Annotated in this window: 13 protein-coding genes; 4 read left to right on the top strand and 9 right to left on the bottom strand. The window is 64.6% G+C overall.

Annotation, left to right across the window (positions count from 1 at the left end; translation table 11 throughout):
* Nucleotides 1-2 precede the first annotated feature (2 nt).
* The 3 genes from G5B40_RS04620 to G5B40_RS04610 all read right to left on the bottom strand — a co-directional run bounded on the left by G5B40_RS04620 (nucleotide 3) and on the right by G5B40_RS04610 (nucleotide 4,382).
* Entirely contained in the window at nucleotides 3-842 is an 840-nt protein-coding gene (locus tag G5B40_RS04620; protein ID WP_165095624.1) for a hypothetical protein, read from the bottom strand.
* Nucleotides 842-3,229, bottom strand: a complete 2,388-nt coding sequence (locus G5B40_RS04615) for a cyclic nucleotide-binding domain-containing protein (RefSeq protein ID WP_165095621.1) — start codon at nucleotides 3,227-3,229, stop codon at nucleotides 842-844. The genes G5B40_RS04620 and G5B40_RS04615 overlap by 1 nt, the downstream gene beginning before the upstream one ends.
* Before the next feature lie 106 nt (nucleotides 3,230-3,335).
* On the bottom strand, nucleotides 3,336-4,382 hold the full coding sequence (locus G5B40_RS04610) for a hypothetical protein (RefSeq protein ID WP_165095619.1): 1,047 nt from the start codon (nucleotides 4,380-4,382) through the stop codon (nucleotides 3,336-3,338).
* 44 nt (nucleotides 4,383-4,426) lie between these two features.
* On the opposite strand from G5B40_RS04610, the gene G5B40_RS04605 reads away from it, so the two are divergent.
* Complete coding sequence (locus G5B40_RS04605; RefSeq protein WP_165095616.1) at nucleotides 4,427-5,008, top strand: prepilin peptidase; 582 nt, start codon at nucleotides 4,427-4,429, stop codon at nucleotides 5,006-5,008.
* Between the two features lie 2 nt (nucleotides 5,009-5,010).
* Here the strand turns inward: G5B40_RS04605 and G5B40_RS04600 are convergent, their stop codons facing one another.
* Both G5B40_RS04600 and G5B40_RS04595 read right to left on the bottom strand, forming a co-directional pair.
* Nucleotides 5,011-5,478 carry a cyclic nucleotide-binding domain-containing protein gene (locus G5B40_RS04600; RefSeq protein WP_165095613.1) on the bottom strand — a complete coding sequence of 156 codons (468 nt, stop codon included), beginning with the start codon at nucleotides 5,476-5,478 and terminating at the stop codon, nucleotides 5,011-5,013.
* Between the two features lie 25 nt (nucleotides 5,479-5,503).
* On the bottom strand, nucleotides 5,504-8,113 hold the full coding sequence (locus tag G5B40_RS04595; protein WP_165095610.1) for an ABC transporter transmembrane domain-containing protein: 2,610 nt from the start codon (nucleotides 8,111-8,113) through the stop codon (nucleotides 5,504-5,506).
* A 91-nt stretch (nucleotides 8,114-8,204) separates the two neighbouring features.
* On the opposite strand from G5B40_RS04595, the gene G5B40_RS04590 reads away from it, so the two are divergent.
* Nucleotides 8,205-9,029 (top strand): VOC family protein, encoded by an 825-nt coding sequence (locus G5B40_RS04590; RefSeq protein WP_165095607.1) that lies wholly within the window; start codon nucleotides 8,205-8,207, stop codon nucleotides 9,027-9,029.
* Nucleotides 9,030-9,048: 19 nt separating this feature from the next.
* Here the strand turns inward: G5B40_RS04590 and G5B40_RS04585 are convergent, their stop codons facing one another.
* Both G5B40_RS04585 and G5B40_RS04580 read right to left on the bottom strand, forming a co-directional pair.
* A complete protein-coding gene (locus G5B40_RS04585; RefSeq protein ID WP_165095604.1) occupies nucleotides 9,049-9,918 on the bottom strand; it encodes an MBL fold metallo-hydrolase in 870 nt (289 codons plus the stop codon).
* A 165-nt stretch (nucleotides 9,919-10,083) separates the two neighbouring features.
* On the bottom strand, nucleotides 10,084-10,986 hold the full coding sequence (locus G5B40_RS04580) for a LysR family transcriptional regulator (protein WP_165095601.1): 903 nt from the start codon (nucleotides 10,984-10,986) through the stop codon (nucleotides 10,084-10,086).
* A gap of 285 nt (nucleotides 10,987-11,271) precedes the next feature.
* On the opposite strand from G5B40_RS04580, the gene G5B40_RS04575 reads away from it, so the two are divergent.
* A complete protein-coding gene (locus G5B40_RS04575; RefSeq protein ID WP_165095598.1) occupies nucleotides 11,272-11,775 on the top strand; it encodes an ABC transporter permease subunit in 504 nt (167 codons plus the stop codon).
* A gap of 10 nt (nucleotides 11,776-11,785) precedes the next feature.
* Entirely contained in the window at nucleotides 11,786-12,529 is a 744-nt protein-coding gene (locus G5B40_RS04570) for a hypothetical protein (protein ID WP_165095595.1), read from the top strand.
* Nucleotides 12,530-12,544: 15 nt separating this feature from the next.
* On the opposite strand, the gene G5B40_RS04565 is transcribed toward G5B40_RS04570, so the two are convergent.
* Both G5B40_RS04565 and G5B40_RS04560 read right to left on the bottom strand, forming a co-directional pair.
* Complete coding sequence (locus G5B40_RS04565) at nucleotides 12,545-13,171, bottom strand: transglycosylase SLT domain-containing protein (RefSeq protein ID WP_165095592.1); 627 nt, start codon at nucleotides 13,169-13,171, stop codon at nucleotides 12,545-12,547.
* A 90-nt stretch (nucleotides 13,172-13,261) separates the two neighbouring features.
* On the bottom strand, nucleotides 13,262-14,158 hold the full coding sequence (locus G5B40_RS04560; protein WP_165095589.1) for a DDE-type integrase/transposase/recombinase: 897 nt from the start codon (nucleotides 14,156-14,158) through the stop codon (nucleotides 13,262-13,264).
* Nucleotides 14,159-14,185: the final 27 nt, after the last annotated feature.

The raw sequence follows: 14,185 nt of genomic DNA, 5'->3' as shown, positions 1-14,185 counted from the left end.
CCTCACCAGTAAAAGAAGACGATGAGGACATGCGCCGCGAGCGTCGCGATCAGCCCGAGGGTGAGCGGAACATGGATCCAGAGCCAGACATCCATCACCGCCTTGTAGGAGAGGTCTCGTCGGAGACGCTGCGCGATCTCCGCCTTGCGACTGAGCGCGGAGACCATTTCCGTCGCCGTCGCTTGCTGTTCGGTTTCTTCGAGAGCCTCGGCTTCCGCGCGCGCCATCTCACGCGCCCGCGCCGAGCCGCAACGCTTGCTGGAGCCACCGAGCAACTGGAAGAATCCGCCGCCGATCCGGGTCCCTTCGAGACTGATGCGCGCAGCTTCGGCGAACTTGTCCGGAAGCCGCTGCGTCAGACGCGCGATGCGGACGTCAAGTTCGGCCATTTCCTGTCGAAGTGCGGCTGCGGAGCGGCCGGACATGTTCTCCGACATCACCCGCGGGTAGCGAAGATAGGCGAAAACGCCAAACCCTCCGGAAATGATCACAGCCATCATAAGGGCGTAGGCAAGCGTGTGGACGTTCCATCCGAACTCGAACCCGGTGTGCAGGGTCGCGACGACGATCAAGGAGAGGCCGAGATAGACATGCGCCGAGGTCCAGCCGCGGATCGTATATGCGCCGGAGGAGAAGCCGCGCTTCTTGACCCCGAGCCAGGCCAGCCAGAGGATGAGCAGCAGCCCGAGCCCGCCAAGCCCGTAGCCAACCCAGGTTCCGCCATTGCGGCCGCCGACCGGGGCATAAGCCGAATAGACGACGATGGTGATCAGGCAGAGCCATGCGGAACGCTTGAACCAGCGAAAGCGCTCATGCGCCAGGAAGGAGACATGCGCAGACATTACGCGCCCTCCCGAATGCGCCGGAAGAGTTCCTCCGGCCCGACCCGGATCACCGCGCCGGTCGGACAGGCCTTGACGCAACTGGGCCCGCCGTCAACATGACGGCAAAGGTCGCATTTTCGCGACAATTCCTTGTTTTCTTTCGACTTCTTCGGCTTTCCGGCTTCGCCCGGCCCGTATTTTCCGCCGAAGACCAGCCAGGAAAAAAGCCCACCCTTCGGGGCCGGCAGCGCGCTCATCGTGATCGCGTCATAGGGGCAGTTGCGGGCGCAGTTGCCGCAGCCGATGCAGGTCTCGTTCACATAGACCGCGCCGTCCGGGTCGCGCTGCAGCGCGTTTGGCGGACAGTCCGCCATGCAGTGCGGCTGCTCGCAGTGCCGGCAAGAGACCGGGACGTGGATATTGGCGTAGGTCGGCCCCGCCGCGCGGTCGAGCCGGGAGACCCCGCCATGCGTCTCGGCGCAGGCTTTCTCGCAATAATCGCAGCGCACGCATAGGCTCTCGTCGATGACGATGGCGTTCGTCGCCTCGCCCAGCCCGACGGAGGTCAGGAACTCGATCTTGCGCGAAAGATCGTCGTCGGATGTCTTCTGGTTCTCCTCGGCGCGCTCGCGCGCAACCCGGTCGACGATGGCGCGAAGCTTCGGATTGCCGTCGAGGAGCGAACGAAACAGCGCGCCGTCGAGCTGGATCGCCTCCACCGGCACCGTCGCGCGGACCGTCGCGGAGCGGGTCTGGTGAAAGAGCAGGGCCATTTCGCCAACGAACTGGCCGGCCGGCACATAGGCCAGCACGACGTCGGAATTGCCGACCTTCTTGGAGACCGTCGCGGAGCCGGACCGGATGACGTAGATCGCGTCCCCCTCGTCGCCTTCCTCGATCAGCGTCTCGCCGCGGCCATAGCGCTTCGGCTCCGCCGCCGCGATCAACTCGGCGAGGTCTTCATGCGTCAGCTCCGGGCTGAGGAAGGTCTGGAGCTGCCGCAGGATGGCGGTGTCGTCCATCACCTGCTTGGCGATCGGCGAGGAGGCGATCAGCTTGAGCGCGGCTGTGCGCGGGATTTCGATGCAGACCGCGCCCTTTCCGCCACGGTCGGCGAGCACGGTCGCCGTTCGCCGTCGGCCCATGATCAAGCCCATCTCGCCGAAGAACGCGCCCTGATGGAGGTGGAAGATCTTTTCCGGCGTCACCGGAATCTCCACGTCGCCTTCATGGATGACGAAAAGACTGTCTCCAGCTTCGTCCTTCTTCATGAAAGCTTCGCCGGGTTGTTTGAAATGGATCTCGGCGTCGAGCAGGAATTCGGAGAGCTGCAGCAGCGTCAAACCCTGGAACAGCGGCACCGCGCTCTTGATCCGTTCCAGCATGTCCTGAACGGTGGTGAAACCCGGAATAATCTTGAATTTCTTCGCCAGCTCCTGGCGAATGATGCTTTCGACCGGGTCCCCGACAATCGTGTGGACGACTTCATAGCCCTGGTTCATGCAGTGCTTGATCAGCGGGTAACCGGCCAGCGCGCCGATAATGAAGACCCCGGGACGGTCGGTTTCGTAGATCTCGTTGACGCGGGGCGTATCGGCGCCTTCCTCGAAAACGCCGCCCACCGCTTCGACGAAGGCGCGAGGGGCCATAGCGCCAAGACGCGCGATGACACGGTCGGCGGGCACCACGCGTTCGCCCTCGGGCGTGCCAAGGACGATCGCGCGCTCCTCAACCCGCACCGGGTTGGCGTTATAGACGCATTCCAGCAGCTCATCCTTGATGGCGGAGAGGATCAGCGAAATGTTGCCGGACTTGGCGCGCGCGAACTCGCGCTTGCGGTTGACGATGGTGACGCGGTTCTCCGCCTGCGCCAGCGCTACGGCGTTCTCGATGGCCGCATCGCCGGCCCCGATCACGACCACGTCCTTGTCGAAATAATCCTTGGGATCGTCGAGCTGGTATTCCGTCAACCCGTTGTCGCCGCCCGGAATTTTCTCCGGGTCGAGCTTTCGGAGGTTGCCCTGTAGACCGATGGCGAGGACGACGTGACGCGCCTTCACCGCTTCGCCATTCGCGGTCTTCAGCGTGAAGTCGCCTTTCTCCCCTTCGATGGCGACGACATCGGCGTTGAATTTCACGTTGACTTTGGTTTCCGCGATGCCGTCGTCCCACCAGCCGAGGATGTTTTCACGCGTATCGGCTTCGAATTTCAGGTCGGATTGCAACGGCAGGTTGTCCGGCGTCGCCATGACATACTTGCCGCGCTGGTACTTGTAGATCGTGTCCGACAGGTGATCCGTGCGCTCCAGGAGAACATGGCTGACGCCGAGCTTCGCGGCCCGTGCGGCGGCGCTCGCGCCAGCAGGACCCGAGCCGACGATGGCGATCTCGCAGATATCCGTCATCATCCCCCCTCGCAACTCGCGGACATCATGGTTTTTTTTAGGCGCGCGGTCAATCACGGCATGCGTTACAGCGACGCATTTTGCGTGTAGTTGATCACGTTGGGGCTCAGTTCGGTTTCGCCGTCACCGCATATGCGCCGCCGCCGCCGCAACAATGCGATACGGAAAGGAAATACCGGCCAGGTTGTAATTCGGCGGAAAAGGCGAAACCGTAGCCCCCGCCAGCGTCGTCATCGGCGGCGACGATCCGCCCGTCCGCGGTCTCCAGCGTGGCGGCGATGTCGGTCCCGGGCCGGGAGGCGAAGCGAATGCGCTCGGTCTCCGCGATCTCCACCGGGATCCGGGCGACCTCGCCAAGGGAGAGCGCGCCCTCGATGCTTCCGCCCGGACTGAGCGCCCCCATCGCGTCGGCGGGGGCGGGGGCCGCTCCAGGCAGGATGCTGAGGTCGATCGTCTCGACCGGGTGGAACCGGTCGCCCGGGTCATAGATGCGGAGCGTCGCCTCGCCCGGACTGGCGTCCCGGCTGGCCTTGAGCGCGACGAAGGCGCCGCCGTCCTCGTTCGCGCTGATCTCGGCGGTGATCCCGTCGGGGCCGCGCGCGAAGGCGCCGGCCGCGGGGGCGCCCTCCAGCGGCGCGACCGCAGCGGCGCCGATCGCCAGCGGAATGCGGCTGGCGGCGTCGGCGCGCGCCGTGTCGAACGGGTCGCCGCCCATGCTGGCGCCCGCGCCGCCGAGCGCGGGGACCATCCGGCGGAGCGCGTCGCAGGGGTCGCCGCGCCGCAGCGCCGCGCCATCATGCACGGCGACGCCTTCGGGTCCGGTTTCGATCATCACCGGGTCCGCCTCCAACCCTTCGCCCGTCGCGCGGCCGTAAAGCGCCTTCGCCGCCGCTTCAGCGCCCAACGCGGCCTCGGCCCAGAACGCGGCGGCGGCGGCGGCGCTCTCGTCCGCGGGCACGAATTCGACGCCTTTGGGCCCGAGCCGAAGCCAGACCAGCCCTTGGGGCGGCTGAGTGGCGCGCAGCGCATCGCAACTCGCGTCGAAATCACGCTCGGCCGCTGCGACCGCGTTGAGCCATGCGTCCAGCCCGTCGCCAGCGGCTGGCGTCGCGGAGGTCGATATCAGAAGGGCGAAGAGCATCGCGCGGAACATGGCGCGATGATATTGCGGATCGTGCGTTGCGTGAAGGCGAATTGATGATCGAAACGATCCTGACAGCGCTCGCGGCCGCTGTGTTCGGCTATGGCGTCGCCCGACGGCGGGCGGATCTCTCGCTGCGTCCGGTACGGGTCGCGGCGCTTTCCGCCGCTCTGTGCGCGCCTGTGGCGATGGCGCTCACCGGCGCAGGGGCGGATCGCGAGGCGCTGCTTCTCTTCGCGGCGCTCGCTCCGCTTGCGGTGATCGACGCGGAGCGGATGATCCTGCCGGACGATCTGACCGTTCCGCTGATCACGTTCGGCCCGATACTCGGGTTTCTCGAAGGCGACGGCTGGTCGCGGGTGTTTGGCGCGATACTCGGGTATTTCGCGCTTAGAACGTTTTCCCTTTTCTGGCGGGTCGAGGCGATGGGCAAGGGCGACGCCAAGCTCTTCGCGGCGATCGGAGGGTTTCTCGGCTGGGCGGCGCTGCCTAGTGTGGCCTTTCTCGGCGCCGCCGGCGCGGTCGTATTCGCCTTTCTTCGCCACGGCCCCGCCGCGCGGGGGGCGGCGATCCCCTTCGGTCCGGCGCTGATCGCGGGGGCGCTGGCCACCGTGCTCTTCGGGCCGCTTTTCGGCTGAACTCAGGCGCTTTCGAGCGTCTTGATCCGCGCCTGCGCGTCGCCGAGATTGCGCGTCGTCTGCTCAAGCCGGGTGGCGAGAAAGCGCATGACCTGAAGCGAAACCTCGGGGAATTCCTTGAGCAGCTTCAGAAAGGATTCCCGGTCGATCCGCAATACTTCGAGGTCGGTCTTGGCGCCGATCGCCGCGGTTCGCGGGATGTCGCAGAGCACCGCCATTTCGCCGAAGACCTGTTTGGGGCCGATCTCCGCCACCTCGCGCTTTTCGCCGCCGATGTCGATCAGAACCGAGGCCGTGCCCGAAAGCGTGACGAAAGCGCTGTCGCCCTCGTCGCCCTGTTTGAACAGCAATTCGCCGGCGCGGTAGGTCAGGCTCTCGCCCATGAAAGCGAGCAACCGCAGACGCTTGGGATCGACGCCGGCGAAGATCGGCGTCTCCATCATCGTTTCGACGGCTTTGTTCAAGCTCATTGCGTCCTCCCTTCGCCCGGGCCGCTCAGATGTCTTCTAGCATCGCGGCGGGAGCGCCTTCCTTCGTCGTTCCGTCGACGTTCACACGGATCACATGGTCAAAGTCCTTCGCCGCGTCAACGAAGCTCAGCGCCATGATCAGCGTGCGGCCGGCCATTTCGTCGCGAACCGCGGCGCGAACGCTGGCCTCGTCCTCGCTCGATCCGCCGGCGACGCCGTCCAGAATGAGCGTGCCCGGCCGCTTCAGCAGTGCGCGGACCAGCGCCGCGCGCCGCCTGGAAGAGGCGCTGAGGCCGGCCCCGCCGACCCCGAGCGGCGCGCTGAGCCCGACAGCCGTGACGCCGTCGCGCAGTCCGCCGCGTTCGACGGCCGCTTCGAGAAATGCGTCGAAGCGCCGCCAGGCGCTCCTGCGATCGTGGCGGCGTTTCCCGTCGAGCAGGTTTTCCGAAAGCGACAGCGCGGGCGAATATCGGTCGCCGCCGAACCCGACGACGAGATCGTCGTAATTCTCGATCTTCTGCGCGCGGGCGCGGGCCTCCAGCAACTGCGCCTCGAGCGTTTCGTCAAGCACGTCGAGGCGATCTCTGACCGGAACGAACGCCAGCGCGAACGAGAGAAGAATGCGCTTCTCGTCGCCTTTCGGCTTCCAGTCGGCCTTTAGTCGCGCGGCGTCGACGATCTCCGCGGAGGCGAGGATGTCCTTCTTCGAATAATCGGTGAAACTGTCGAGGAGCGAACTGTCCTCATCGACAGCGCCGAGCAGCTCGACCAGTTGCTCGGCGATTGAAAGTCCGGCGGCGAGCAGCGGCTTCATGGCGCCGGCGCTATCGAGTATCGTCAGGACTTTCGGGTCTTCGGCGTATTCGGCGATGCTGTCCTGGGCCGTAGCCGGCATCCCGAACAGAACGTTCTCGAGCAGCGAAGCGTTCTGGTTGATCCGGGCGGCGTCCCAGAATTCGATTATGTCGGCGATCTCGCTGTCGTTCGCGGCGGCTTCGCCAAGCTCCGCGCGGGCGTCCAGGATGCGCGCCGCAAGATCGGGGTGATCGGCCGGGTTCATCCGCGCCTGCAACCCGAGATGGTAAAGCTCCTCCGCGAGGCCGACGCGGCCGGCGAGCGCGATGATCCGCTCGTTCAGCGCGCTGGAATCGGCGACGCCCGCGGCGGCGTAATCGGTCCAGTCGCCAAAGGGCGTGGCGGCGATATTGCCGGTATGCTCCGCCTCCGCCAGCCGCTCGCGCGCGTCCTTGCGTTCGTCCTCCGACAGAAGCGCAGGTGATTTTCGCAATGAATAGGTCAGGTTCTCGCGCAGCGTTCCGGCGAAGAACGCGCTGTCGGACGAGACGAAGGCGAGCGAACGCGCGATCACCGGCAGGGACGCCTCCGTCACCGACTGGCCGCCGATCGCGACGCGACCCTGCTCCGGCTCCACCAGGCCGGCCATCATCCGCATCAGCATGTCGCGTCCGCCTTCCTCACCGCCGATGACCGCGGTCGCCTTGCCGCTCGGCGCGGCGCATGTCGCGCCCTTGAGCCCGCTTGAACCCGGCCCGTGGCTGACGCCGCGGAGCGTGACGTCGCCTGAAAGCACGGCCTGCGGGTCGTCGGCGCCGCCGTTGATGCGCTCGCGGTCATAGACCTCGTCGCCGGAAAAGTTCTCCACCACCATCTCGAAACGGCTGTTGAGATCGTTCCAGCGCTGGAAATAATTCAGCAGCTCCTTCCACGGGCCCGATACGTCCTTGTAGGCGGCGAGAACCGCGACAAGCGAGCCGAGTTCAAGGTTGCCCTGGATCACCTGGATGCCGCCAAAGAGATAGAAGGCGAAGGGGGTGAGGGCGATCATGAAGTTGTTGAGCCCCTTGATCAGATACTTGCGCTTGAAGATGTCGAGGCGGATCGCGAAACTCTCGTAAAGACGGTCGGCGATCAGCGCGAGATGCCAGTTCGCGGTGCCGGAGGTATGGATCTCCTCGATGGCGCCGACGCTCTCGCCGATATTGTCGGCGATCTTCCTGACATTGGCGACGCGCGCCTTGTTCAGCCGCACGACCTTCTTCTGCAGTTTCGGGATGAGAAAGCCCTGCACCGGATAGAGCGCGACCGCGGCCGCGCCGAGCACGGGATCCTGCATGAAGATGAAAGTCATGTAGACGAGAAGCATCCCGCCCTGCCAGACAGGGGTTGAGATCACCTCGCCGAAAAAGCCGCTGAGGGCGTCGATCTCGCCCATTACCGACTGCACGATCTCACCCTGCTTCATGTATTGGAAGCGTTTGGTCCGGAAACGCATGACCGCCTCGAAGAGCGTGAAGCGAAGCCGCCGCATCATCCGCTCGGAAGTCAGACCGATCTGCGTGTTGAGCACGAATTTCAGCCAGTTGTTCAAGACGATCATGGTGATAAAGATCACGCAGAGCACCAGCAGATAGTTCATCTGTTCGAGGCGCAGTCCGAAAAAGCTCACCGGGAAAGCTACCGGCGTCTTGCCTGCGCCAAGGGCGTCGTTGACGATGATCTTCGGGATTTCGAGGGAAATGTAGATGACCGGAAAGGTCATGAACGTCACGATCAGGGTCTTGATCGTGTCCAGCTTCCCGTACTTCCATACGAAGCGGACAAGATTCTTTTCCATGCGACCCCCTGAACCTCGGTGCGATTAGTGCCGCATGGCGTTCCACCGATCAATGGCGTTATCTTTACCCCGCAACATGAAGGGCTGTAAATTGACCGGAAGAGCAATCGATCACGTCGTGCTGAAGGTCGCGAATCTCGACCGGGCGGCGGCGACTTATGAATCGCTCGGCTTCACGCTGACCCCGCGCGCCCGGCACGAGGACAGGATGGGCACCTCGAACCGTATTGCGCAGTTCGAGGAGATGAACTTCATCGAATTGCTGGAGGTGGACCGGCCCGAGGGCCTGATGGCGCACGACTTCAGCGCCCGTCCGCCGGTTTTCAGCTTCGGCGCGCATAACCGGTCGGCGACGCGCGACGGCGCCTCCATGCTGGTTTTCGCGTCCGAAGACGCCCGGGCGGATAACGACGCCTTCGCCAAGGCCGGCCTTCAGACGTTCGCGCCGTTCGATTTCGAGCGCAAAGGTCGGCTGCCCGATGGTGCGGAGGCGACGCTTTCCTTCTCACTTGCGTTCTCGCGGGCGCCCGAAGCGCCCGAAGCCCCGATCTTCGTATGTCAGAACCGCGCGCCGGGCCTGTTCTGGAAGGTGGGCTACCAGCGCCATGAGAACGGCGCGACGGGAATCCGCGCGCTCTGGCTCGCGAGCGCCGCACCGGCGCGCGAAGCGGACTTTTACCAGCGTCTGTTCGGCGGCCGGACGACCGAGGTCGAGGGCGGGGTCGATGTCTCTTGCGGCGCCAATCAGACGCTCAGGATCCGGACTGCGGAGCAGGTGGCGGTCAGGGATCCCGGATTCGACGCGGCCGCCTTCGCGGGGCCGCGCTTCGTCGGCGTGGAGATCGCCGGCCCGACGAATGGGGACGTCCCCTCCGACGCCGCCTGCGGCATGTTCATCTCCTGGGTGAAGCGTTAGCGCGGGCGCAGCGACGGTATCAGGCGGCCTTGCTCTTCGCCGCCTTGAACACCAGCTGCATCCCGTCGCGCCCGGCGAAGGCGAAAGGCGCCGTCTCCTGCAGACGCCGTTCGATTTCGGCGATCTGCGCGTCGCTGCGCGTCGGGTTGTGATGAAAGAGCGCGAGTTGTTTCACGCCGGCGATCTCGGCCAGACGCACGCCTTCGTCCGGGGTGGAGTGACCCCAGCCAACATGGTTCGGATACTCGGCTGAAGTGTAGGCGCTGTCATAAATGGCGAGATTGGCGCCATCCATCAGGTCGAGCACGTTCCGGTCGGTCTCGCCCTCGATATGTTCGGTGTCAGAGCAATAGGCGATGACGACGCCGCCGGTCTCCACCCGATAGCCGGTGCAGCCGCCCGGGTGGTTGAGTGGTCTCGTGACGATGGCGACGTCGTCGTTCAGTTTCATGCGTCCGCTGGGCTCGGGTTGGAAATACTCGATCTCGGAGCCGAGCATCGCTTCCTCCACCGGAAAGAACGGCCGGCAGAAAAGCCGCGGCATGAGAAGACGCATGTCGTGCGGCTCGACCGCGCCGAGCCGGAAGCGCTGGCCGGGAATGAAGATCGGCGTGAAGAACGGCAGCCCGCAGACGTGATCGAAATGCGGATGGCCGAGCAATATGAAGGTTTCCCGGTCGTCCGGCTCCTCCATCATCGCGTTGCCGAGCCGGCGGATGCCGGAGCCGCAATCAATGATTACGCGGGTCGATGCGGTGGTGATCTCGACACACGGGGTGTCGCCGCCATAGACGACGGTGTCCGGGCCGGGGGAAGGGAGCGATCCGCGGACGCCCCAGAACCGGAACCGAACGTCGGCGTCACCCATTGGACCGATCCAGTCTCTCATACCGGTCTCCACCAACCCGCTTCTCCCGCGTTCCGACAGTCCTGACGTCGACGTTGCGGCCGCCGATCGCAACAGTCGCTCTTTTCATTTCGGTTTCATATGGGAAAGGTATTTTATTATTTCCGCACCGTCGAGCATCGCGCGCGTCCCGCAGTGTGATTTTTGTCACCATTGCGGCCCCTTTCCCTTCAGCGTTCCGGCCAGATGGTCGATGAAGACGCGCAGTTTGGGCTGGAGAAACCTTCCCGACGGATAAACGGCATAGATGCCAACCGGTTCAGGCCGGTGGCGGCGCATGATCTCGACCAGGCGGCCGGAGGCGAGATGTTCGGCCACAATGAAATGCGGGCTGAGCGCGATGCCGAGTCCGTCGAGCGCCGCGCACGCCAGCGCATCGCCATTGTTCACCGAAAGGCGGCCGCCGATCCGCACCGGCCGCTCTACGCCGCTGGCCGATCTCAGCTTCCATGAATTGCCTGATGAGAGGTTTGTGTAGTGAAGCAGTTCATGGTCGCTCAGCTCGTCGACGCTGGTCGGTTCTCCCTTTCGTTCGAGATATGCCGGCGCGGCGACGAGATTCATCTCCGTTTCGGCCAGTCGCCGGGCCTTCAGCGAACTGTCGGGCATCTCGCCGATCCGGATCGCCAGATCGAAGCCTTCGGCGACCAACTCGACCCGCCGATCGTCGAGCTGCAGCCGGGCGGAGACGTTCGGATAAAGCGCCAGGAAGTTGGCCAGCGCCGGCGCGATGTGACGCAACCCAAAGGAGAGCGGGGCGGAGATCTTCAGCTCGCCCGTCGGCGCGCCCTGCATCGCCGTCGCCATGGCGTCGGCCTCGCGGGCGGCGGCGAGCACCGCTTGCGCCTTGTCGAAATAGACGAGGCCGATCTCCGTCGGGCTGACCCGCCGCGTGGTGCGGTTCAGAAGCCGCGCGCCGAGCCGGGACTCCAGCGACGCGACATGTTTCGAGATCGCGGATTTCGAAAGCCCGAGCTTCTTTGCGGCGCCGGTGAAGCCGCCGAGCTCCACGACCCTTGTGAACGCCTCCATCTCGGTGAGGCGGTCCATCATACCTCCCGCTGTTCATCGTTTCGCGTAACGGTAGCGCATATTCGCTCTAGCACAACCATATATGAGAGACAGGGTGCCTGTTGACCAGATAAGGCGTCATCCAACGCACGGCGAGATTGTCAGCGTCTCACCCTGTGACGACCACCTTTTCGCGCTGACCGCGGAACAGAAGCAGCCCGTCCCCGTGCGCTGGGGCGGGCGGGTCTGCGATCTTCATGACCGGATCATCCCCGCCGGGCCGCCCGGTGATCGCGGACCCCGGGGCGTTCAATTGGCTGTGCTTTGCGACTGACTTGCAGCGGCTGGCGCGCCGGGACGCCTCTATCCTGCGCGACCGGCGCGCAGGCCGTCGGCGTCGTTGGTCGGAAAGCAAACCTGACCCGGCATCGCGCGGGGGGGGCGCGCATCCCGACCGATCTCGAAGCTGTGAGGAGCGTCCTGTCATGCAACCATAAGTGGTTTTCGGGGCATCCCGACGAGACGCCGACGCGGGACTTGGCCAATCTTGGCCCGGGCGCGGTCCGGACGTTCTTCGAAGTGTGGACGCCGCTCAGCCTTTCCGGCGTGCTCTCCGGGTTCATCCCCTCGTTCGTCGCTGTGATCTTCATCACCTTCGCTGGCTGGAAGATGCTGACATCGCGGGTTCTGACCGGGATTCGCGAACAGATTTCACCAACCATCCTTGCGGTGGCCACAATTCTCGTGTTCGTCTCGGAGCGCCTTCGGATGGTGGTCTGGTTCCTTCGCCGCCGTTCCAGATGGTTGAGAGGAATGAGCCCAGGATGATCCGTCTGCCGTGATCCGATGTCTCGCGTCCTTTGCGCTGGGGGCCCTGCTCGCTACGCCGCTCGGCGCTGCGGAGCTTTGTGAGCGTTCTGACCCGACGCTGCTCTGGACGGCGTGCGATGGCCGGGCGCATGTCGAGCTTCTTCTTCTGCCCGAGGACGCGGGCCTGACGCCTGAATACGCGCTCGATGTGACCGGCGGCTACACCGCCGCCGACAAGCGCGAGGACGAAAAGCCGAAGCCCGTCGGCCTCTTCGTCCGCCGGGGCGAGATCGTCCTCAGGGAATATGTCCGCTTTGACGGGGTTTTGCTGATCGATGAGACCGGAGCGCCGCGGATCCTGCATCGCCGCCGTGCGGATTTCGGCGACGAAACTTTCGATCTGGACGATCCCGGGCGGCGCGCCGCGTTTCTCGAAGCCGTGGCGGCGGGGAAGGGTTCGCTCCTCCAGAGTCACCTTCTGATCGCCGATGGCGAGATCGACGCGTTCGAGAAAGAGGGCGCGCCGCGCTTTCGTCGGCGTATCCTGTTTCAGACTGCGGCGGGCGAGACGGCGATCTTCGACAGCGGCCTGCGGGCGCTCACGCTGGCGGAGGCCACCGCCGAGGTCGCTGCGGAATACGCGCCGCGGATGGCGATCAACCTCGATATGGGCAGCTATGATTTCTGCCAGCTCGGGAAACGGAAATGCGGGCTCCTGAGCTACGCCGAGACCGGCAAACTCTCCAATATCCTCAGGTTCAGCGTAAAATAGGCGGCGCGGTCGCCGTCACGCGCTCGGGTCCGCCGGCGCCGCGGCGACCCTTGTGGCGCATCGCGCCAGCTGCGCCCGATAGGATTCAGCCCGCGCCGCCACCTGACTCGCCGTGTTAAGGAGCCAGCCTTTCTGGCGCCACCGCCCGCTGCTGTAGCCCGTGTGCCCCTCGTGATAGGCCAGATACTGGCCGTAAGCGTCGGATTTGGAGAGACCGTTCATCCGCTGCGTCTTGTCGAGATACCAGCCGACGAAATCCACCGCATCGTCGAAATTTCCGCGATCCGCTCCGCTGGCGCCGGTCTCCTCCCGGTACCAGTCCCAGGTGCCGTCTAGCGCCTGAGGATAGCCATAGGCGGAACTGACCCTGCCGTTCGGAATGAGGCCGAGGAAAGTGTATTGTTTCGGCGGCCGCGCGTCGGCGCGGAAGCTTGACTCGCGCCAGATGATCGCCATCACCACGTCTGGCGGCGCGCCCCATCGGCGTTGCGTCTTGGCCAGCGCCTCGCCCCAATCGCTGCGTTGTTCGAGCACCGAGCAGGCGTCGGCCTGATTGCGGGGCGGGCCGGAAGGCGTGGAGGAACAGGCGGCGAGCAATAGCGTCGCCGCCGCCCATGTCGCGGGTCGAAGTGCCGTTTTCATCGTCCTGGGCCTGCTCGCAGCCTCATTATTGGTCGATAGAATAGCATGAGCCGCCTTGATCGCCAACTCGGATGTCGCCTGGGTAGTGGGTCAGTTTGAATTTTCCGGCTGACGCTTCTTGTAGGGGCCGCGCTTCGTGGGGGCAGGCTCAGCATCCTCAATCAGCTTCACGATGTCCGAGATATCCCAAAGCCGATCAGTCAGGCCAGCGGCCATCGCCGGAGTGACGCGCAGCGTCTGGTGGACCTTCACGAAGTTGTAGAACATGAAGTGCAGCGCCACAGCGTAGCAGTGGTTCTCGACCTTCTTGGAGAAGCCGTTGGTCAGACGGGTGAAGCGGCGCATGTGCATACGCATCGTCAGGTTCTGGCGCTCAACATGCGAGGTGCTGACCAGCTTGGGATCGGGCGAGCCTTCCACCCGGCGCTTCTTGATGCCAGTGCATTCGGCGGGGCTGTATTTCTTTTCGTGCCCCTTGGAGCCGGTCTCGCCGCCGTAAATCTTGATGAGCTGCGCATAGTCCACGTCGCCGCCGAACGCGCCCTCAACGGCCTCCAGATAGGCTTTGTGGCCGTCCGTGGTTAGCTGGACGCGGTTCGCCAGACGGGCTCGCAGATCGTCCATGAAGGCGATGGCGTATTCGCTGTCACGTCCGCCGACCATATAGGACACGATCAGCTTGCTCTCGCTGTCGAGCGCCGTCCACGTCCAGGTGTCGCCCGCGCCCTCGGGAGCGGCCTTCGCACCAGCGACGTTCTTCTGCTTGGCGTAGGTGAACGACCAGATCTCATCGCACTGGACGACGGAAGCCTTCACGTCGCGAACGTTGGCGTCGTGATATTCCGAGCAAGCCTTGCCCGCGTCGATCAGGAGCTTGTTGACGGTGTTCTTGGACACATCTGCGACGCGCGCCGTGGCGCGAATGCTGTTGCCCTCAACCAGAAGGCGGAGGATCAGGGCGCGGGTCTTGGTGTCCAGCTTGTTCATGAGATTGATATAATTTCAAAATGACCG

It is taken from the genome of Pikeienuella piscinae, from assembly GCF_011044155.1.
GTDB lineage: Bacteria > Pseudomonadota > Alphaproteobacteria > Rhodobacterales > Rhodobacteraceae > Pikeienuella > Pikeienuella piscinae.
The sequence above is the reverse complement of the archived record's forward strand: the minus strand, read 5'-3'. Positions and strand labels throughout refer to the sequence as shown.

Bases quoted from the DNA above. Each gene is read 5' to 3' on its own strand.
- G5B40_RS04620 (WP_165095624.1), bottom strand. From the start codon at position 842: ATGTCTGCGCATGTCTCCTTCCTGGCGCATGAGCGCTTTCGCTGGTTC.
- G5B40_RS04615 (WP_165095621.1), bottom strand. From the start codon at position 3,229: ATGACGGATATCTGCGAGATCGCCATCGTCGGCTCGGGTCCTGCTGGC.
- G5B40_RS04610 (WP_165095619.1), bottom strand. From the start codon at position 4,382: ATGTTCCGCGCGATGCTCTTCGCCCTTCTGATATCGACCTCCGCGACG.
- G5B40_RS04605 (WP_165095616.1), top strand. From the start codon at position 4,427: ATGATCGAAACGATCCTGACAGCGCTCGCGGCCGCTGTGTTCGGCTAT.
- G5B40_RS04600 (WP_165095613.1), bottom strand. From the start codon at position 5,478: ATGAGCTTGAACAAAGCCGTCGAAACGATGATGGAGACGCCGATCTTC.
- G5B40_RS04595 (WP_165095610.1), bottom strand. From the start codon at position 8,113: ATGGAAAAGAATCTTGTCCGCTTCGTATGGAAGTACGGGAAGCTGGAC.
- G5B40_RS04585 (WP_165095604.1), bottom strand. From the start codon at position 9,918: ATGAGAGACTGGATCGGTCCAATGGGTGACGCCGACGTTCGGTTCCGG.
- G5B40_RS04580 (WP_165095601.1), bottom strand. From the start codon at position 10,986: ATGGACCGCCTCACCGAGATGGAGGCGTTCACAAGGGTCGTGGAGCTC.
- G5B40_RS04565 (WP_165095592.1), bottom strand. From the start codon at position 13,171: ATGAAAACGGCACTTCGACCCGCGACATGGGCGGCGGCGACGCTATTG.
- G5B40_RS04560 (WP_165095589.1), bottom strand. From the start codon at position 14,158: ATGAACAAGCTGGACACCAAGACCCGCGCCCTGATCCTCCGCCTTCTG.